General features: G+C 61.2%; 15 protein-coding genes. 10 read left to right on the top strand and 5 right to left on the bottom strand.

The window, feature by feature from the left end; genetic code table 11:
- The first annotated feature begins 30 nt into the window (after positions 1-30).
- From map to ACIQ3Q_RS11460, 5 genes are all read left to right on the top strand, one after another.
- Positions 31-834, top strand: coding sequence for a type I methionyl aminopeptidase (gene map, locus ACIQ3Q_RS11480; RefSeq protein WP_396269212.1), 804 nt, complete (start codon positions 31-33; stop codon positions 832-834).
- Positions 835-836: 2 nt separating this feature from the next.
- The gene (locus ACIQ3Q_RS11475; protein ID WP_396269211.1) at positions 837-3,443 is read left to right on the top strand and encodes a [protein-PII] uridylyltransferase; all 2,607 of its coding nucleotides are present in this window, start codon (positions 837-839) and stop codon (positions 3,441-3,443) included.
- Between the two features lie 135 nt (positions 3,444-3,578).
- Positions 3,579-4,373, top strand: a complete 795-nt coding sequence (locus tag ACIQ3Q_RS11470; RefSeq protein WP_396269210.1) for a DUF2189 domain-containing protein — start codon at positions 3,579-3,581, stop codon at positions 4,371-4,373.
- On the top strand, positions 4,373-4,591 hold the full coding sequence (locus tag ACIQ3Q_RS11465; RefSeq protein ID WP_396269209.1) for a DUF2788 domain-containing protein: 219 nt from the start codon (positions 4,373-4,375) through the stop codon (positions 4,589-4,591). Before ACIQ3Q_RS11470 ends, ACIQ3Q_RS11465 begins: the two co-directional genes overlap by 1 nt.
- Positions 4,588-5,238 carry a YitT family protein gene (locus ACIQ3Q_RS11460; protein ID WP_396269208.1) on the top strand — a complete coding sequence of 217 codons (651 nt, stop codon included), beginning with the start codon at positions 4,588-4,590 and terminating at the stop codon, positions 5,236-5,238. Before ACIQ3Q_RS11465 ends, ACIQ3Q_RS11460 begins: the two co-directional genes overlap by 4 nt.
- Before the next feature lie 125 nt (positions 5,239-5,363).
- On the opposite strand, the gene phbB is transcribed toward ACIQ3Q_RS11460, so the two are convergent.
- The 3 genes from phbB to phaC form a co-directional block, all read right to left on the bottom strand.
- Positions 5,364-6,101 carry an acetoacetyl-CoA reductase gene (phbB, locus tag ACIQ3Q_RS11455; RefSeq protein WP_396269207.1) on the bottom strand — a complete coding sequence of 246 codons (738 nt, stop codon included), beginning with the start codon at positions 6,099-6,101 and terminating at the stop codon, positions 5,364-5,366.
- Between the two features lie 89 nt (positions 6,102-6,190).
- Positions 6,191-7,369 carry an acetyl-CoA C-acetyltransferase gene (locus ACIQ3Q_RS11450; protein WP_396269206.1) on the bottom strand — a complete coding sequence of 393 codons (1,179 nt, stop codon included), beginning with the start codon at positions 7,367-7,369 and terminating at the stop codon, positions 6,191-6,193.
- Positions 7,370-7,470: 101 nt separating this feature from the next.
- Entirely contained in the window at positions 7,471-9,180 is a 1,710-nt protein-coding gene (gene phaC, locus ACIQ3Q_RS11445; protein WP_396269205.1) for a class I poly(R)-hydroxyalkanoic acid synthase, read from the bottom strand.
- A 206-nt stretch (positions 9,181-9,386) separates the two neighbouring features.
- On the opposite strand from phaC, the gene ACIQ3Q_RS11440 reads away from it, so the two are divergent.
- Positions 9,387-9,683 carry a hypothetical protein gene (locus ACIQ3Q_RS11440; RefSeq protein WP_396269204.1) on the top strand — a complete coding sequence of 99 codons (297 nt, stop codon included), beginning with the start codon at positions 9,387-9,389 and terminating at the stop codon, positions 9,681-9,683.
- On the opposite strand, the gene pgeF is transcribed toward ACIQ3Q_RS11440, so the two are convergent.
- Together pgeF and maiA are read right to left on the bottom strand one after the other, a co-directional pair.
- Entirely contained in the window at positions 9,615-10,328 is a 714-nt protein-coding gene (gene pgeF, locus ACIQ3Q_RS11435; RefSeq protein WP_396269249.1) for a peptidoglycan editing factor PgeF, read from the bottom strand. The genes ACIQ3Q_RS11440 and pgeF overlap by 69 nt on opposite strands.
- A 73-nt stretch (positions 10,329-10,401) precedes the next feature.
- Positions 10,402-11,034: a maleylacetoacetate isomerase gene (maiA, locus tag ACIQ3Q_RS11430; RefSeq protein ID WP_396269203.1), complete on the bottom strand. Its 633-nt coding sequence runs from the start codon at positions 11,032-11,034 to the stop codon at positions 10,402-10,404.
- 140 nt (positions 11,035-11,174) lie between these two features.
- Here maiA and ACIQ3Q_RS11425 point away from each other — a divergent pair, with 140 nt between their 5' ends.
- The 4 genes from ACIQ3Q_RS11425 to ACIQ3Q_RS11410 form a co-directional block, all read left to right on the top strand.
- Entirely contained in the window at positions 11,175-11,720 is a 546-nt protein-coding gene (locus ACIQ3Q_RS11425) for an NUDIX hydrolase (protein WP_396269202.1), read from the top strand.
- Between the two features lie 212 nt (positions 11,721-11,932).
- Positions 11,933-14,059 (top strand): type I secretion system permease/ATPase, encoded by a 2,127-nt coding sequence (locus tag ACIQ3Q_RS11420; protein ID WP_396269248.1) that lies wholly within the window; start codon positions 11,933-11,935, stop codon positions 14,057-14,059.
- Positions 14,060-14,286: 227 nt separating this feature from the next.
- Complete coding sequence (locus ACIQ3Q_RS11415) at positions 14,287-15,588, top strand: HlyD family type I secretion periplasmic adaptor subunit (protein ID WP_396269247.1); 1,302 nt, start codon at positions 14,287-14,289, stop codon at positions 15,586-15,588.
- A gap of 249 nt (positions 15,589-15,837) precedes the next feature.
- Positions 15,838-17,862 (top strand): Ig-like domain-containing protein (locus ACIQ3Q_RS11410; protein ID WP_396269201.1); only part of this gene is annotated, 2,025 nt, incomplete at its 3' end.

Here is a 17,862-nt window from a genome sequence, read left to right as displayed (position 1 = left end):
AGATTTTAGCGGCCCGTGGATAATCTCGGCATGACGATCACCATCAAAAGTGCCGCCGACATTGAAGGCATGCGCGTCGCCGGTAGGCTGACCTCGGAAGTTCTGGACATGCTTGTCGAGCATGTGAAGCCCGGCGTCACCACGGAGCAGCTGGACAAAATTTGCCATGACTACATCGTCCATGAGCAAAAAGCCATTCCAGCACCGCTGAACTACGCGCCCAACGGCTACAAGCCCTACCCGAAGTCGATTTGCGCGTCCATCAATCACCAGGTCTGCCACGGCATCCCGAATGACCGGCCGCTGAAAAATGGCGACATCGTCAATTTGGACATCACCGTCATCAAGGACGGCTGGCATGGCGACTCCTCGCGCATGTTCATCGTGGGCGAAGGCTCCATCGCCGCCAAGCGCCTGTGCGCGATCACCTATGACGCCATGTGGAAAGGCATTCAAAAGGTCAAGCCGGGCGCTCGCCTGGGCGATATCGGCCATGCCATCCAGACCTTTGCCGAGAATCAGGGCTTCTCCATCGTGCGCGAGTTTTGCGGCCACGGCATTGGGCGCGGCTTCCATGAAGAGCCGCAGGTCATGCACTACGGCCGTCCCGGCACCATGGAAGAGCTGGTGCCCGGTATGGTGTTCACGATTGAGCCCATGATCAATGCGGGCCGCCGCGAGATCAAAGAGATGGGCGACGGCTGGACCATCGTCACCAAAGACCGCTCACTCTCCGCCCAGTGGGAGCACACCGTGGCCGTCACCGAGACCGGCTATGAGATCCTGACCACGTCTGCGGGCTGCCCACCGCCCCCCGCCTTCATCACTGCTTGAGCATGCCTCTCGCCGCTGCCAGCCCCGTGCCTCTGGCTGAGTTGCGTCAGCAGTTCAAAGGCGGCAAACAAGCCCTGCTCGACACCTTTGCCGCTGCGCGCCCGACGGTCAGCGGCGCAGCGCGCCTGCTCAAGGTCTTGGCCAAGCATGTGGATGCCACCTTGGTCACCTTGTGGCGCCAGAGTGCACTGCCTGCCGGTGCAGCCTTGGTGGCCGTGGGAGGCTACGGCCGCGGAGAGCTGTTTCCCTATTCCGACGTCGACGTGTTGGTGCTGGTGCCCGAGCCGCTCGACGGCGAGGCCCATGCCGCCACGCGCGCTGCCCTCTCTGACTTCATCACCGCCTGCTGGGACATCGGGCTGGAGATCGGCTCGTCGGTACGAACTGCCGAGGAATGCTGGGCCGAGGCGGCGCGCGACATCACGGTGCAGACCTCGCTGATCGAGTCGCGCCTGATCTGCGGCGCTCGAGCCCTGTTCACCCACATGAGCACGCAACAGCGGGCCGATGTGGATGCTGGGGCCTTCATGCGAGCCAAGACGCTGGAGATGCGCCAGCGCCACACCAAATACGAAGACACGCCCTATTCGCTAGAGCCCAACAGCAAAGAGAGCCCCGGCGGCTTGCGCGACCTCCAGGTGGTGATGTGGGTGGCGCATGCCGCAGGCTTGGGCAAGAGCTGGGCCGAATTGGCGGCCAACGGTTTGATCACGCCCTTTGAGGTCAAGCAGCTGCAAAAGCACGAGGGCGCCTTAAAGCTCATCCGTGCGCGCTTGCATCTGGTGGCCAAGCGCCGCGAAGACCGCTTGGTGTTTGACTTGCAGACCGCCGTGGCCGAAAGCTTTGGCTACGAGGCCACCCGCAGCGAGCGGGCCTCTGAGGCTCTGATGCGCCGCTATTACTGGGCGGCTAAGGCCGTGACCCAGCTCAACCAGATCTTGATGCTGAACATCGAGGAGCGGGTCAGCCACTCCGAGGCCACGCCCATGCGGCCGATCAACGCCCGCTTTCTGGACAAAGCAGGCATGTTGGAGGTCACCCGAGATGACCTCTATGTTGACAACCCGCATGCCATTATCGAAACCTTTTTGATCTATCAGCAAACCCCGGGCATCAAGGGCTTGTCGGCGCGCACGCTGCGTGCGCTGTACAACGCCCGGCATGTGATGAACGGCAAGTTCCGCACTGACCCCCTGAACCGTGAGATGTTCATGGACATCTTGCGCCAGCCCGAAGGCCAAACGCATGCCTTTAGGCTGATGAACCAGACCTCGGTGTTGGGCCGCTATCTGTGGGTGTTCCGCGGCATCGTCGGGCGCATGCAGCACGACCTGTTCCACGTCTACACGGTGGATCAGCACATCTTGATGGTGCTGCGCAATGTGCGGCGCTTCTTCATCCCCGAGCATGCTCATGAGTACCCGTTCTGCAGCCAATTGGCCGCCAACTGGGACAAGCCTTGGCTGCTGTATGTGGCCGCCCTCTTCCATGATGTGGCCAAGGGGCGCGGTGGTGATCACTCTGAATTAGGCGCGGAGGAAGTCCAGCGCTTTGGCCGCAGCCACGGCTTGAGTCGTGAAGACACCGAGTTGGTGGCCTTCTTGGTGGGGCACCACCTGACCATGAGCCGTGTGGCGCAGAAAGAAGATCTCTCTGACCCCGAGGTCATCACCCGCTTTGCCGCGCAGATGAAAGATGCGCGACACTTAACCGCGCTTTACCTGCTGACGGTGGCCGACATCCGAGGCACCAGCCCCAAGGTCTGGAACGCCTGGAAGGCCCGCTTGCTGGAGGATCTCTACCGCTACACGTTGCGGGTGCTGGGGGGCTCGCCACCCAACGCCGACGCAGAGATCGAAGCCCGCAAGCAAGAAGCCCAGCAGATTCTGGCCCTGCATGCCGCGCTGCCCGGCACCGAGCAGCCGCTGTGGAAGACGCTGGACGTGAGCTACTTTGCTCGCCATGACGCGGCTGAGATTGCCTGGCATGCGCGGGCGCTCTGGCGGCACCTGGAAACCACCACGCCTGTGGTCAGTGCCCGCCCTTCGCCCATTGGTGAAGGCTTGCAAGTGCTGGTGTTTGCCCCTGACCAGGCTGACTTGTTTGCCCGGCTCTGTGGCTACTTTGACGGTGCAGGGTTCTCGATTCAGGGGGCCAAGGTGCACACCACGCGTGCGGGCTATGCGCTGGATACCTTTCAGGTGGTCAGCGCCGCAGATCCGCACCAAGGCGTGGCCGCTTATCGCGACATGATCTCGCTGGTCGAGAACCAGATGCAGCAAGCCCTGCGGACAGAGAGCCCGCTGCGTGAACCCAGCCGTGGCCGGGTGTCACGCCGGGTCAAGTCCTTCCCAGTGACACCGCGCGTCTCGCTCAGGCCCGATGAAAAAGCCCAGCGCTGGCTCTTGAGCGTCAGTGCCAGTGACCGTTCTGGCCTGCTGTACGCCATTGCCCGGGTGCTGGGCACGCACCAGATCAGCATTCAGTTGGCCAAGGTGTCCACCTTGGGCGAGCGTGTGGAAGATACGTTCTTGGTCAGCGGCGACGCACTACAGCATGCCAAACATCAACTCCAGGTGGAGTCCGAGCTGCTGGATGCTGTCGCCTGAAGGCATAAGCTGATTGCCGCTCCCCCCGGAACACCCTCAGTGTGAAGGGTCATTGCCTCAGGCATGATCAATCGCAAAGCTGGACTTGCTCAATATCAAGTCCAACCACTCAATGTGATGTCAGGATATCGCCCCATGTCCATGAAGATGGCCGAAAAGGCGCTGCAGGAGTCCCGCAGCTTTGGTGTTCGCCGAATCCCGGTCTTGCGACCCTTGGGGTGGCTGGCGCGCGGCTGGAAGGATTTGATGACCTCACCCGTTCCTGGCTTGCTGCACGGCTTGGCATTTGCAGCAGGCGCTGCCTTGGCCATTTACATCGCGGGCAACAAGTTTTGGTTGTTGGTGGGCATGTTCTCGGCCTTCTTGATCGTGGCCCCGATCTTGGCAACGGGCCTTTACCAAGTCAGCCGACGCATCGAGCAAGGTGAACAGCCAGGCATCGAAACCTCGATGGCCACTTGGAAACCGCGCGATGGACGACTGATGGTCTTTGGTGTTTTGCTTGGTCTGACTGGCTTTGGCTGGATGGTGACCTCCGCGTCATTGATCATTGGGTTTGCGGGCGCGCCCGTGAACACGCCCATGGATTTCTTGAAGGTGGTGGTGCTCGCTCCCACTGGACACGTCTTTGAGGCTTGGTTGGGTTTAGGCGCTTTGCTTGCGGCCCCGGTATTTGCCTCAACCGTAGTGGCCATTCCCCTGCTGTTAGACCGACACATTGGCATTCTGGGTGCCATCTTCACCAGTTGGCGTGTCGTGATGGAGCACCCTGCCCCCTTGGCTTTCTGGGCCGCACTGCTGATGGGCATGACCTTATTGGGCATGGTCACCGTGGTCGGCCTGATTGTGATCGTGCCCTGGCTGGCCCATGCCAGCTGGCATGTCTACCGTGACACGGTGGACACCGCGGGGCTCTCGGAGCGTTCCTGATGTTCGGCTATACCGAAGAACAGATTGCGTGGTTTGGCCTGACCTTCGGGGTTTCGGCCTTCATGCTCTATATGGTCTTCATCATCTTGCAATTGGCGCGTGAATCTCGTGCAGGACGTTTCGGCACCTTCATCTTGTTGCTCGGTTTGGGTGTGGGCTTATTGGGCTTTGCGGCCAAAGGCCTGATCAAGTACTTCATGGCAGGCATCGTCGAATGAGCGGCTCAGGGTCGCTCGGGCGTGCAGTCTCGGGCACCATCGGTAAGCTGGTTCCCCAGCGCCATTCACCTTTAGACGACGCGCAAGCCATCGTCACTGGCACGCTGTTTGTGGCCTTGGGCCTGCTGCTCTTCAAGCAAGCCGGCCTGATGACCGGTGGCATTGTGGGCTTGGCGTTTCTCACGCATTACGCCACCGGCTGGGCCTTTGGGGCCGTGTTTTTCGCGCTCAACCTGCCCTTCTATCTCCTGGCTTGGCGACGCATGGGCGCGCGCTTCACCCTCAAGACCATGGCCGCAGTGACGCTGCTGTCCGTGGGCTCGCAATGGCTGCCTCAGCTGCTTACCGTCCAGTCGATCAACCCGGTGTTTGCAGCGGTGGCTGGTGGCCTGTTGGTGGGGGCTGGCTTTGTCGTGCTGTTCCGCCACAAAGCCAGCTTGGGCGGCTTGAACGTGCTGGTGATGTGGCTGCAAGAGCGCTTCGGCTGGAGTGCCGGCAAGTTGCAGATGGGCATTGATGCGCTGATCCTGCTGGCTTCCTGGCCGCTGATGGACGCCCAGCGCTTGGGCCTGTCCATCCTGGCTGCTGCGGCCATGAACTTTGCCCTGGCCGTGAACCACAAGCCGGGGCGCTACGTGGCGTTTTAGGCCTCAGAGAGCGCAAAGAAAAAGGCCGACGCGAGTCGACCTTCTCATCGTCACCCTGACTAGAGCCCCCTCCCGGAGGGGGCTGGGGGAGCCCAATGGCACCCGCAGGGTTAAGCGCGCAGCGCTTAACCCATGTGCAGGCCGCCGTTGCAGGAGAAGTCGGCGCCAGTGGTGAAGCCGGAATCCGGACCAGCCAGCCAGGCGACGATGGAGCCGATTTCTTCAGGCGTGCCCAAGCGCTTCACGGGGATGGTGGCAACGATCTTTTCCAGCACTTCAGGCTTGATGGCGCGGACCATGTCGGTGCCGATATAGCCCGGGCTCACGGTATTGACCGTCACACCCTTAGCGGCCATTTCCTGGGCCAGAGCCATGGTGAAGCCGTGCATACCGGCCTTGGCAGCCGAGTAGTTGGTTTGGCCTGCTTGACCCTTCTCACCGTTGACCGACGAGATCTGGATGATGCGACCGAAGCCACGCTCCACCATGTCGGGCACCACTTGCTTGGTGACGTTGAACATGGAGTTCAGGTTGGTGTCAATCACCGCATGCCAGTCGTCCGGTGTCATCTTCAAGAACATACGGTCCTTGGTGATGCCGGCGTTGTTGACCAGCACGTCGATGGGGCCGTGCTCTTCTTTGGCCTTGGCGAAAGCCGCAACGGTGGAGTCCCAATCGCCCACATTGCCCACAGAGGCGTAGAAGGTGTAACCCAGGGCCTTTTGTTCGTCCAGCCACTTGGTGAAATCACGGCTGGGGCCGCAACCTGCGATCACGGTGAAGCCTTCTTTATGAAGACGTTGGCAAATGGCGGTTCCGATGCCACCCATGCCGCCCGTGACGTACGCTACTTTCTTGCTCATTGCTTTGCTCCTGTCTTGTTGCAATCGAGAGTCGACGGCTTGATGATGACCCGCCGACTCCCTGTGTTTGTTCAGTGAATACCCGCTGATCAGCGCTCGATGGTCAGCGCCACACCCATGCCGCCGCCGATGCACAGCGAGGCGATACCGCGCTTGGCATCGCGGCGCTGCATTTCGTGCAGCAGCGTCACCAAGATGCGGCAACCCGACGCGCCGATGGGGTGGCCAATGGCGATCGCGCCGCCGTTGACGTTGACCTTGCTGGTGTCCCAGCCCATTTCTTGGTGCACGGCGCAAGCCTGAGCCGCAAAGGCTTCGTTGATTTCCAGCAGGTCCAGGTCAGCCGCCTTCCAGCCGGCGCGCTCCAGCGCCTTGCGGGCGGCAGGCACTGGGCCCATGCCCATGATGGCGGGGTCGAGGCCCGAAGAGGCATAGCTGGCAATACGGCCCAGCGGCTTCAGGCCCAGGGCTGCAGCCTTGGCGGCGCTCATCAGCATGACAGCGGCGGCGCCGTCGTTGATGCCCGATGCGTTGCCCGCGGTCACCGAGCCGGCCTTGTCAAAGGCGGGACGCAGGCCAGCCAGGACTTCGGCGTTGGACTTGCGGTTCAGGAACTCATCGGTGTTGAACACCAGTGCGTCGCCCTTTTTCTGGGGGATCAGCACATCAACGATTTCGTCCTTGAACTTGCCTGCGTCTTGGGCAGCGGCAGCCTTTTGCTGCGAGGCCAGTGCCAAGGCGTCTTGCATCTCGCGGGTGATGCCGTACTGCTTGGCCACGTTCTCGGCGGTGATGCCCATGTGGTACTGGTTGTAGACGTCCCACAGGCCGTCATTGATCATGGTGTCGACCAGCTTCCAGTCGCCCATGCGCGCGCCGTTGCGGCTGTTGGGCAGCACGTGGGGCGAAGCGCTCATGTTCTCTTGGCCACCTGCGATGATGATCTCGCTGTCGCCGTCACGAATGGCTTGGGCGCCCAGCATCACGGCCTTCAGGCCTGATCCGCACACTTTGTTGATGGTCATGGCGGGCACGCCATGGGGGAAGCCCGCCTTGATCACCGACTGGCGCGCTGGGTTCTGGCCGCTGCCTGCGGTCAAAACCTGGCCCAGGATGACTTCGCCGATTTGCTCGCCGCTCAAGCCCGAACGTGCCAGCAGGCCCTTGAGCACCGTGGCGCCCAACTCAGGGGCCGGCACACCGGCCAGCGACCCACCAAACTTACCGACCGCAGTACGGGCTGCGGCCACGATGACGATGTCAGTCATGTCTTGTCTCCTATCGAATGGACGAACTTGCAATAACAGGGCACACGCTGCCAAACCAGACATGCACCCTAGCGAGCCCTGCGCAGGGGCTCGGTGAAAACTTAGGCCTTGGCCTTGACGTAGCGGCCCGGTGCAGGCTCGATGGCCTTGTGCTTGCGGCTGCCGGGGGCCTTGGGCGCGGCAATCATCTTGCCTGCATGGCCACCCAGCCATTCGGCCCAATCGGGCCACCAACTGCCGGCGATGGACTCAGCACCTTCAAACCACTCATCGGCCTTGGCCGGGAGCTTGTCGTTGGACCAGTAGTTGCGCTTGCCAGCCTTGGGCGGGTTGATCACACCGGCAATATGGCCGGAGGCGCCCAGGATGAAGCGCTTCTTGCCCTTGAACACACCGGTGGAGGCATAGGCGCCTTGCCAGGGCACGATGTGGTCTTCGCGCGAGGCATAGAGGTAGACCGGCGCCTTGATGGACCCGAGGTCGAGCTTCTCGCCGCAGACCGTGAGCTTGCCCGGCACCTTCAGGTTGTTTTCCAGGTAGGTGTTGCGCAGGTACCAGCAGTACATAGGCCCCGGCAAGTTGGTGGAATCACCGTTCCAGTAGAGCAAGTCAAACGGCGGTGGGGTCTCACCCTTCAGGTAATTGCCCACGACGTAGTTCCACACGAGGTCATTCGGGCGCAAGAAGCTGAAGGTCTGCGCCAACTCTTGGCCCTTCAACAGGCCTGGGCCTTTGGGTGACTGCGCGCCCAGCGTCATCTCACGCAATTGCACCGCAGGCTCGTCAACAAAGATGTCGAGAATGCCGGTGTCGGAGAAATCGACAAAGGTGGTGAGCAAGGTGACCGAGGCTGCGGGGTGCTCGCCGCGTGCGGCCAGCACCGCCAATGCTGTCGACAAGATGGTGCCGCCAACACAGAAGCCCAAGGTGTTGAGCGTGTCCGAACCGGTGATCTCCTGAACCACATCGATGGCCGCGATGGGGCCTTGCTCGATGTAGTCGTCCCAGGTCAGGTGGGCGCAGGATTCATCGGCATTGCGCCAGCTCACCACAAACACGCGGTGACCTTGCTCGACGGTGTAGCGGATCACCGAATTGGCGGGCTGCAAGTCGAGGATGTAGTACTTGTTGATGCACGGCGGCACGAAGAGCATGGGCTTTTCGTGGATCTTGGCCGTCAGGGGCTTGTACTCGATGAGCTGGAATAGCTCGTTCTCGAACACCACCGTGCCTTCGGTGGTGGCCACGTTGCGGCCCACTTCAAACACGCTTTCATCGGTTTGCGAGACATGGCCTTGCTGCACGTCGTGCCACAGGTGCTGCAGGCCTTGGCTGATGCTCTCGCCCTTGGTCTCAAGGGCTTTGCGTTGGGCCTCCGGGTTCAGGGCCAGAAAGTTGCTGGGGCTGACGGCGTCAACCCACTGCTGCACGGCGAAGCGCACGCGCGCCTTGGTCTTTTCGTCGCCTTGAATCTGCTCGGCCATTTGCATCATGGTGCGGGCGTTCAGCAGATACATCTGGGCGGTGTAGGCGGCAGCTGGGTTATCCGCCCAATCCTTGGCCGCGAACCGGCGGTCAGCCGGCGGGGTGACTTTCGCGCCACCTTGGCCAGATACAGCCTGCAGCGATTCATTCCAGAGTTTGGTGGCTTGCTGCAGGTAGTCGGATTGCACCGAGGACATGGCCTGCGGCGGCAGGCTCAAATCGCTCATGGATTTCCAGATCTGGGTCAGTGCAGCCCCAAAAGCCTCTGCGCCGGCTGGCACTTGCGCACCCGCATTTCCCGTAGACGCTGTCGTCTTTTTGCTCATGCTTTTGTCTCCTTGCGACCAGGGCCGCGGTGTCTGTGTGCCATGGGGCTCACCAGCCTCTAACATCCAGTGCACATTGAATCATTGCTGACCAAGGCGCAGACCTGAACATCGCTCATGCGGGCTTCCCACTTTGTACGGCGGCAAGCTTACCTCATGATGACTCTAATTCTCATTAAGTGATATTGCGTATCACCATTTGAAATATGTACATTGTTGCCATCGCCTGGATGTTTGTGGTTGTGCTCATGGCGGCCGCAGAGGCCACCTCCTCCCAGGGCACGGTGCTGGGCGCGCTCATCACCTTTCTGATGTACGGCGCGCTTCCCTTGGGATTGGTGCTTTACATCATGGGCACGCCCATGCGCCGCCAGCGGCGAGCATTTCTTGAGGCCCAGCAATTGGCAGCCCAGCAGGCCGAGCCGCCAACGCCCTCAGCCCAACCAGACCGCGGCCGCATGGCGGCCGGTGACGCGATCCCGCCGGAAGGAAAAGAACCGTGAAGCGTCGCTGTAGGTGCACCAGCGCCCACCACTGATCTGCTCAACGCCCGCTTGCCGCAGGCGAAAACTGGCCAGCCCCACCAAATCGGCCCACCATTTGCCAGGTGCTGGGCCGGGCCGGAAATAGCCAGCCGCCGCGGCCCCAAAAGCATCGCGAACGTCTTCGCCCACCTCAAACGCGGTAGGCCCAATGCAGGCGCCCAGCCAAGCTTGCACCGACCCGGGCTGCGATTGAGTGGCCTTGCACAAAGCTTCCACCGTGTTCTCGAGCACGCCTCCCGCCAGGCCGCGCCAGCCTGCATGGGCCGCCCCGACGCCCGACCCATCTGCGCAAGAAAACAACACAGGCAAACAGTCGGCGACCAGCACAGTGCAGGCCAAGCCATGCTCTGTGGTGATGCTCGCGTCGGCCTGCGCAAAACTAGACTGAGGCGTGAGCCCGCCCGCGCCTCCCAGTCGCACCACTCTGGAGCCGTGAACTTGGTCGAGGTAGACCGGCTGAGGGCCGCCTAGGGCGTCCGCGAAGCGGCGTTGGTTCTCCATCACAGCCACGGGCTCATCACAAGCGTCGCCCCGCAATCCTGGGGGCCGAAGATTCATGCTGCCAAAGGCGCCGACACTGACGCCGCCGGCCCGCGTCGCCATCAATCCCCCCACACCGGCGGCCAGCCCTTCTGCCAGCAGCCAATCTTCGCGGCACGCGGCCTGCAGTCTGGATTCATTGGGCATCGGGGCACTTCTCCGGGCGGGTGGCTTCAAATGCCTCTAGCTTCATGCAGTTGGCAAATACACGCATGACATGCGGCACATGCTCAGTGCGGCACTCAAAGCGCTGAGCATTGAAGATCTGCGGCACCAGTACGCAGTCTGCCAAGCCGGGCGTCTCTCCATGGCAGTAGGTGGTGGGCTGCGCCGCCAGTTGGCGCTCTACCGTCTCCAAACCAGTCTCCACCCAGTGCCGATACCACCGGTTCTTGTCGTCTTCAGAGACGCCCAGACTGTGTGTCAGGTAGCGCAGCACCCGCAGGTTGTTCAAGGGGTGAATCTCGCAGGCAATGTCCAACGCCAAGGCGCGAACCCGCGCCCGGCCCATCGCGTCACTGGGCAGCAGCGCTGGGGTCGGATGGGTTTCGTCCAGGTACTCCAAGATGGCCAGCGACTGATGCACCAGTTTGTCTTCATCTTTAAGCAAAGGAACCAATCGGGCGACGGACACCGCAGCAAAGCCTTCGCTCGTCTGCTCATTGCGCACTAAATGAACGGGGGTGTAATCAAATGGCAGGCCTTTGAGCGCCAAGCCAATCCGAACGCGGTATGAGGCCGAGGATCGGAAGTAATTGAACAATTCCATGGTCGTGCTCCTACAAGACAAATTCGCGAAGACCGGTACAGCAAGGAATGAGACATCCATGGCAGTAATCTCACACTCCTCACGCACTCACGGCCACTGAGAACGATGATGCCACGCTCGGGCGCTACACTCGACCTCCCATGCTGGCACGACGCCCTATCAAGTACTGCCGCGAGTGCGGCGCAGCGGTTCAATATCTGATCCCAGCCGACGATTCTCGTCAGCGGGCGGTGTGCACCGCTTGCGCCACCATCCACTACGAAAACCCACTCAATGTGGTGGGGACAATTCCCGTGTGGGGCGATCAAGTGCTCCTGTGCCGCCGTGCCATAGAGCCGCGTCATGGGCTGTGGACCTTGCCAGCAGGCTTCATGGAATTGAATGAGACCACGGCCCAGGGTGCGCAGCGGGAAACTGATGAAGAAGCAGGCATTCGTATTGAGCTGCAGGATCTGTTTTCTGTGCTGAATGTGGCGCGTGTGGGCCAAGTCCACTTCTTTTATCGCGCACGCATGCTCGACACCACCATGAACCCGGGGCCAGAAACCCTGGAGGCCCGGCTTTTTTACGAACACGAAATACCTTGGGACGAGTTGGCGTTCCGAACCGTGAAAGAAACCCTGACCTTCTTCTTTGAAGACCGTCGTCAGGGTCAATTCGTGGTGCATTGCGCCGATATCGCCTGAATCGAACTCTTAGACCTAGGGGCCGCTGACGCGGTATTGGCCACTCCATGACAGATCCACGCTCGACGCCTCCGTCCGGCAGCAACGCCGCTGTGCCAGCTCCTTCTCCGGCTGGGGCTGCAGGTGCAGCGCCGCAGGCCTCAGCACCGCAAGTGCCAACGGACGCGCAGGCCAGCCCCACCGCAACCCCCAGGGTTGCACCGCAAGATCGGATGCGCGAAGACTTGTTGCGAACCGACCCCTTGTTGGACTGCTTGGTCGAGACCTGCCGCCTGCACGGCCACAGTGCCACGCGCGCTTCACTGTCCTCTGGGCTGCCCCTGGCGGATGGTCGCCTGCCTTTAGACATGGCCGAGCGAGCAGCCGCACGTGCGGGCATGTACACCAAGCTAGAGCGCCGCGCCGTAGAAGAGATCGACGACGCCGCCTTGCCGGCTATTTTGGTGCTCAAGAGCAACAATGCTTGCGTGTTGCTGGGCTGGGATGGCGACAAGGCCCGCTTGCTGCTGCCTGAGACGGGCCAAGGCACGGTGACCCTCAGCAAGGCCGAGTTGATTGAACGCAGCACCGGCTTGGTGCTTTATGTGCGCCCCCACTTTAGGTTTGATGGACGCTCTGCCGAAGTTCGCCCCCCGAAAGAGGGGCATTGGTTTTGGGGGTCCTTGCTGTCCCAGCGCTTCGTCTACAAAGACATTCTCTGGGCGGCCGGCCTGATCAATCTGTTTGCCATCGCCACCCCGCTGTTCTCAATGAACGTGTATGACCGGGTGGTCCCCAACAACGCGGTAGAGACGCTTTGGGCCCTGGCCATTGGGGTGCTGCTGATCATGCTGGCTGACTTGGTGATGCGCAAGATGCGCAGCCGCTTCGTCGATGAGGCCAGCGCTCGCATTGACGTGCAGATATCAGCCACCTTGATGGAGCGCGTGCTGGGCATGAAGCTGGAGAACCGCCCCGCTTCGGTCGGCTCGTTCGCCAGCAATTTGCGGGGCTTTGAGCAGGTGCGCGACCTGATCGCCTCCACCACAGTGACAGCCCTGGTGGATCTGCCCTTTGCGCTGCTGTTCTTGATGGTGATCATCCTGATCTCGCCGTGGCTGGCCTTGCCCACCATTTTGGGCTTCGTGGCCATCTTGGTCGCGGGGTGGGTGATTCAGGACAAGCTGCACGCACTGGCCGAAACGACCTACCGCGCCTCTGCAGCGCGCAATGCCACGTTGATCGAAAGCCTCTCGGGCATTGAAACCATCAAAACACAAGGTGCGGAAGGCGTGATCCAAGCGCGATGGGAACGCGCCAATGTGTTCTTGGCCAACACCAATGTCCAGATGCGTGCGCTGTCCTCTGGGGCCACGTACATGACCAACTTCATCGTGCAGCTGGTGAGTGTGGTCAACGTGGTAGCAGGCGTCTATCTGATCAGCGAACGCATGCTCACCATGGGCGGCTTGATCGCCGTGGGCATGCTGGCCGGTCGGGCGTTGATGCCCGCAGGGCAGATTGTCGGCCTGTTGATGCAATACCAAGGCGCACGCACCTCTCTTGAAGGGCTTGAGCAAATCATGGCCAAGCCTGTAGAGCGGCCCGACGGCACCGCCTACATCCATCGCGCCAAGCTCAAGGGCGAAATCGAATTCCGCAATGTCAGCTTCGGCTACCCCGGCCGCAAAGACAGCGCCCTCGATGGTGTGAGCTTTCGCATTCGGCCAGGAGAGCGCGTGGCCCTGATCGGGCGCGTGGGCTCGGGCAAGTCCACCATGCAGAAGCTGATGATGGGCTTGTATCAACCCAAATCAGGCTCGGTGCTGCTGGATGGTATTGACATCAACCAATTGGACCCGGCCGACCTGCGGCGCAATATGGCGTATGTGTCGCAAGATGTGCTGCTGTTTTACGGCAGCCTGCGCGAAAACATCACCTTCGGCTTGCCCTTTGCCGATGACAGCGCCGTGGTGGCTGCCGCCGAAGCCGCTGGCATGGCGGACTTCGTGAATCGCCACCCTGAAGGTTTCGATTTGAACGTCGGCGAGCGTGGCGAACAACTCTCGGGTGGCCAGCGCCAAAGCGTTGGCTTGGCCCGGGCGCTGCTGCACAACTCGCCGATTTTGCTGCTCGATGAGCCCACCAGTGCCATGGACTTCTCCACGGAAGCAGCCATCACTCAGCGCTTGACGGAGTTCAGCCGAGACAAGACCGTGGTGCTGGTGACTCACCGCACCTCTCTGCTGTCTATGGTCAGCCGCGTCATCGTGGTCGATGGTGGCAAGGTGGTGGCCGACGGACCACGCGATCGAATCATGGAAGCCCTTCAGGGCGGCCGCATTGCGAGGGCCGCATGATGACTCAAGCTCCAATGAACGCCACCCCACCCGATGCACTCCCAACGGCACCCAATGCCGCGACTGCGGCGGTGACGCCTCCCGCAGGCCTTGCCGGCCAAGCAGTTCCCGCGAGTACCCCGCCCGCCGAGGCTGTCGCGCTGCCCGCTGAAAAACCACCCTCGGCGCTGAAGCGCAAGCTCAAGCCGCTGACAGACTTCTTCTTCGCCCCCTCCACTGGCATCGACATGCCCGGGATGGCGCAGTTCGAGTTGGCTGCCAACGGCGTCATGAGCCGCCAGAGCACCCTGCGCGCCCAACAGATCGTGCGTTTGGCAGTGGCCGTGCTGGTCATCTTGCTGATCTGGGCAGCGTTTGCCAAGGTCGATGAGGTCACCCGTGGTGAAGGCCGCGTGGTGCCGTCACGTCAACTCCAGGTCTTGCAAGCACTCGACGGTGGCGTGGTGGACGAAATCTTGGTGCAAGAGGGCCAAGTGGTCGAGGCTGGCCAGCTTCTGCTGCGTATTGATGAAACCCGTGCCACGTCTGGCGTGCGCGAAAGTGCAGCGCAAGGTTTAGCGCTGTCTGCTCGCGAAGCGCGGCTCCGCGCCTTGGCGGAGGGCAGCACATTCAAGCCCCCGGAGCCGTCCAACGACGAAGAGAAGGCCGTGGTCGAAGAGGAACGCAGGCTTTATGAGTCCAAAGTGACCGAGTTGAGCACCCTGGTGTCCATCAGCCGCCAGCAGCTTTCACAGCGCCAACAAGAACTTTCGGAAATGCAATCCCGTCGCGCTGCGGCCCTGCGTGCGCTGGAATTGGCCCAGCAAGAACTGACGCAAACCCGCCCATTGCTGGCCACAGGTGCCGTGTCCTCCGTAGATATCTTGCGCCTAGAGCGCGAAGTCAGCCGCAGCCGCGGGGATGCCGAACAATCAGCAGCCCAAATCAGCCGCGTTCAGGCAGCCATTGGAGAGGCCAACCGCAAGATCCAAGAAACAGAGCTGAGCTTCCGTAACGAAGCGCGCAAGGAACTCGCCGAAACCAAGGGCAAGATCAACGTGCTCAATGAGGGCGCCGTGGGCTTGGCTGACAAGGTAGACAAGACCCAAGTCAAGTCGCCGGTGCGTGGGCGCGTCCAGCGACTTCTGGCCAAGACGGTGGGGGGCGTGGTCCAACCCGGCAAAGACATCGTGGAAATCGTTCCGCTGGACGACACCTTGATGCTTGAAGCCAAGGTGTTGCCCAAGGACATTGCTTTCATTAGACCTGGGCAAAGTGCCATGGTGAAGTTCACCGCCTATGACTTCTCGATTTACGGAGGCCTGGAAGCCAAAGTCGAGACCATCAGCCCAGACACGGTGATCGACGAAAAGGGTAACGCTTACTACTTGGTACGAGTGAGAACTGATCGCCCGAGCCTGAGCGAGAAGCTGCCCGTTATTCCAGGCATGACCGCAGAGGTGGATGTGCTGACAGGCAGCAAGACCGTGCTGTCTTACCTGCTCAAGCCCGTTCTGAAGGCGAAGGCCTACGCGCTGCGCGAACGTTGATTCGCGCCATATTGAAACAAATCCCAATTTTGAGATTTTGGCAGTATTCCGTGCCCAAATTCACACGGGGATGCCTATCCGGCCTTGCAAGAGCCATGGGTAGCATCCCCGCCCTCTGTTGTATCTAAGATTAGTTACACTCCCGTCTTGGGTGAAATCCATCACATCCTATAGCGATGAGTGCATCCACAAGGCCCAGCAAGCCCTATGCTGGCGCCAAATGTTTGTTTCCCCAGTGGAGAGCTTCGTATGTCGTCGTCCAATACGCCCAATTCCAATACTCCTGTTGCCGCCGTTCTGGGCAGCGGGTCTGCGGCCACACTGACTGCGGCGGCCAAAGCCGCAGCCGCCAAGGCCGCTGCTGCTGATGCAGGCTTGCAGGACGCGATTGCCAAGGGCTACCAGCCCGCCCGCATCTTGGGCGGCAAGGTCGTAGGCGTCTGGGGCGGCGCGCTGCTGCGTACCGCTGACGGCGAGATGCGGCCGCTCAAAACTGGAGATGTCATCAAGAAAGGTGATGTGGTCCTGACCACTCAAGATGGCATTGTTCAAATTGAAGGCGCCAAGACCACCAACTCAGCACTGATTGATCGGGTCATTGCTGACTTGGGCACCCCCAAGCCAGAAGAGCCACCAGCAGCCGGTATCCAGGGTCCTGGCGGTGCTGATAACTTCTTGCCAGGTTTGCGTGTAGACCGTGTGGTGGAGGCCGTGACACCCGCTGGGCTGGGTTTCACCGAAGTTGCTGGCGATTTTGAAGAGATTCAGTTCGACACTGCCGGTGACGAGCGCGTGAGTGATGGTTCGGAAGCACTGCCTGACACGTTTACGGGCGCCGAAGACACCCCCATCGTCTTCAACCCCATCACCAATGACACCCCGGGCAATGGCGGCCCGCTGACAGTGACCAGCATCGCGGGTCAACCTATTGCAGTGGGCTCGCCCGTCACCCTGCCACAGGGCGTCGTAACCCTGAACCCCAACGGCACGCTGACCTTTACGCCGAACCCCAATTTCGTGGGCACGGTCTCGTTCCCCTACACCGGCGCCAACAACAACGGCACGGTCAGCTCGACCGTCAGCTTGACTGTCACCCCCGTCAATGACACCCCTGATGCCGTCAACGACGTCAAGGCGGTCATTGAAGACACTCCCGCCACGGGCAATGTGTTGACCAACGACACCGATCCCGACAATGACACCTTGTCGGTCACCGGTTTCACCGTTGATACCAACGGCGATGGCACGCAAGAGCCCTTCACGCCAGGCCAAAAGGCCACCTTGGTGAATGCTGCAGGCAAGCCTATTGGCGACTTGACCCTCAATGCCAACGGCGCCTTCACATTCAATCCCGCCAAGGACTATGTTGGCCCAGTGCCGGTGGTGACCTACTCCATCACGGACGGCAATGGCGGCACAGATTCCGCGACCCTGACCCTGGGGCCAGTGTCCCCCGTTAACGACGCGCCGGAAGGCACCGACGCCATCCGTCAGACCTACGAAGACGTTCCCTACGTCGTTCAAACCAAAGACTTTGGCTTCAAAGATGTTGATGGCGACGTCTTGGCTGCTGTTCGCATCGACACCCTGCCCACCAACGGCACGCTGACGTTCAATGGCCAGCCTGTCTCGGCCAACCAACTCATTTCCGCCGCAGACATTGCAGCGGGTCGCCTGCGTTTTGTGCCCGACGCTGACGAGAACGGCAACCCCTATGGCTCGTTCACCTTCTCGGTTCAGGACCCGTCAGGCACTTTTGACCCGGTGCCCAACCGCTTCACACTGATTGTGGACCCCTTGGCCGAGACGCCTGCGGCCAACAATGACGCCATCAAGACAGAAGAAGGCAAGCCAGTCGTCATCGACGTGCTGGCCAACGACAAGACGCCTGCCGGCACCACACTGACGGTCACCGAGATCAACGGCAAGCCCGTGACCCCAGGCACACCAGTGCCCATCACAGACAGCACCGGTCAGCCCATCGGTAGCGTCGTCGTGACGCCAGATGGCAAAGTCACCTTCACACCGACCCCGGACTACCAAGGCCCGGTCGACTTCACCTACACCGCCACCGATGGCAAGACGCCCGTCGAAGGCAAGGTGCATGTGGATGTCACGCCCGTCAATGATGTGCCGTTGGCTACCGATGACAAGGCCACCATTGAAGCCGGCAAACCCACCACGCTGGACGTGCTGGGCAATGACACCGACCCGGACAAGGACCCGCTGACCATCTCGGAGATCAACGGCAAGCCCGTGACCCCGGGCACGCCT

Source organism: Ideonella sp., from assembly GCF_044358605.1.
Lineage (GTDB): Bacteria > Pseudomonadota > Gammaproteobacteria > Burkholderiales > Burkholderiaceae_C > Ideonella.
This window is presented reverse-complemented; position numbering and strand designations above follow the sequence as displayed.

What these genes read in the sequence shown, in the direction of transcription:
- map (WP_396269212.1), top strand. Translation starts at nt 31, where the DNA reads ATGACGATCACCATCAAAAGTGCCGCCGACATTGAAGGCATGCGCGTC.
- ACIQ3Q_RS11475 (WP_396269211.1), top strand. Translation starts at nt 837, where the DNA reads ATGCCTCTCGCCGCTGCCAGCCCCGTGCCTCTGGCTGAGTTGCGTCAG.
- maiA (WP_396269203.1), bottom strand. Translation starts at nt 11,034, where the DNA reads ATGGAATTGTTCAATTACTTCCGATCCTCGGCCTCATACCGCGTTCGG.
- ACIQ3Q_RS11420 (WP_396269248.1), top strand. Translation starts at nt 11,933, where the DNA reads ATGCGCGAAGACTTGTTGCGAACCGACCCCTTGTTGGACTGCTTGGTC.
- ACIQ3Q_RS11425 (WP_396269202.1), top strand. Translation starts at nt 11,175, where the DNA reads ATGCTGGCACGACGCCCTATCAAGTACTGCCGCGAGTGCGGCGCAGCG.
- ACIQ3Q_RS11415 (WP_396269247.1), top strand. Translation starts at nt 14,287, where the DNA reads ATGCCCGGGATGGCGCAGTTCGAGTTGGCTGCCAACGGCGTCATGAGC.
- ACIQ3Q_RS11440 (WP_396269204.1), top strand. Translation starts at nt 9,387, where the DNA reads ATGTACATTGTTGCCATCGCCTGGATGTTTGTGGTTGTGCTCATGGCG.
- ACIQ3Q_RS11470 (WP_396269210.1), top strand. Translation starts at nt 3,579, where the DNA reads ATGTCCATGAAGATGGCCGAAAAGGCGCTGCAGGAGTCCCGCAGCTTT.
- ACIQ3Q_RS11465 (WP_396269209.1), top strand. Translation starts at nt 4,373, where the DNA reads ATGTTCGGCTATACCGAAGAACAGATTGCGTGGTTTGGCCTGACCTTC.
- ACIQ3Q_RS11450 (WP_396269206.1), bottom strand. Translation starts at nt 7,369, where the DNA reads ATGACTGACATCGTCATCGTGGCCGCAGCCCGTACTGCGGTCGGTAAG.
- ACIQ3Q_RS11460 (WP_396269208.1), top strand. Translation starts at nt 4,588, where the DNA reads ATGAGCGGCTCAGGGTCGCTCGGGCGTGCAGTCTCGGGCACCATCGGT.
- phbB (WP_396269207.1), bottom strand. Translation starts at nt 6,101, where the DNA reads ATGAGCAAGAAAGTAGCGTACGTCACGGGCGGCATGGGTGGCATCGGA.
- phaC (WP_396269205.1), bottom strand. Translation starts at nt 9,180, where the DNA reads ATGAGCAAAAAGACGACAGCGTCTACGGGAAATGCGGGTGCGCAAGTG.
- pgeF (WP_396269249.1), bottom strand. Translation starts at nt 10,328, where the DNA reads ATGGCGACGCGGGCCGGCGGCGTCAGTGTCGGCGCCTTTGGCAGCATG.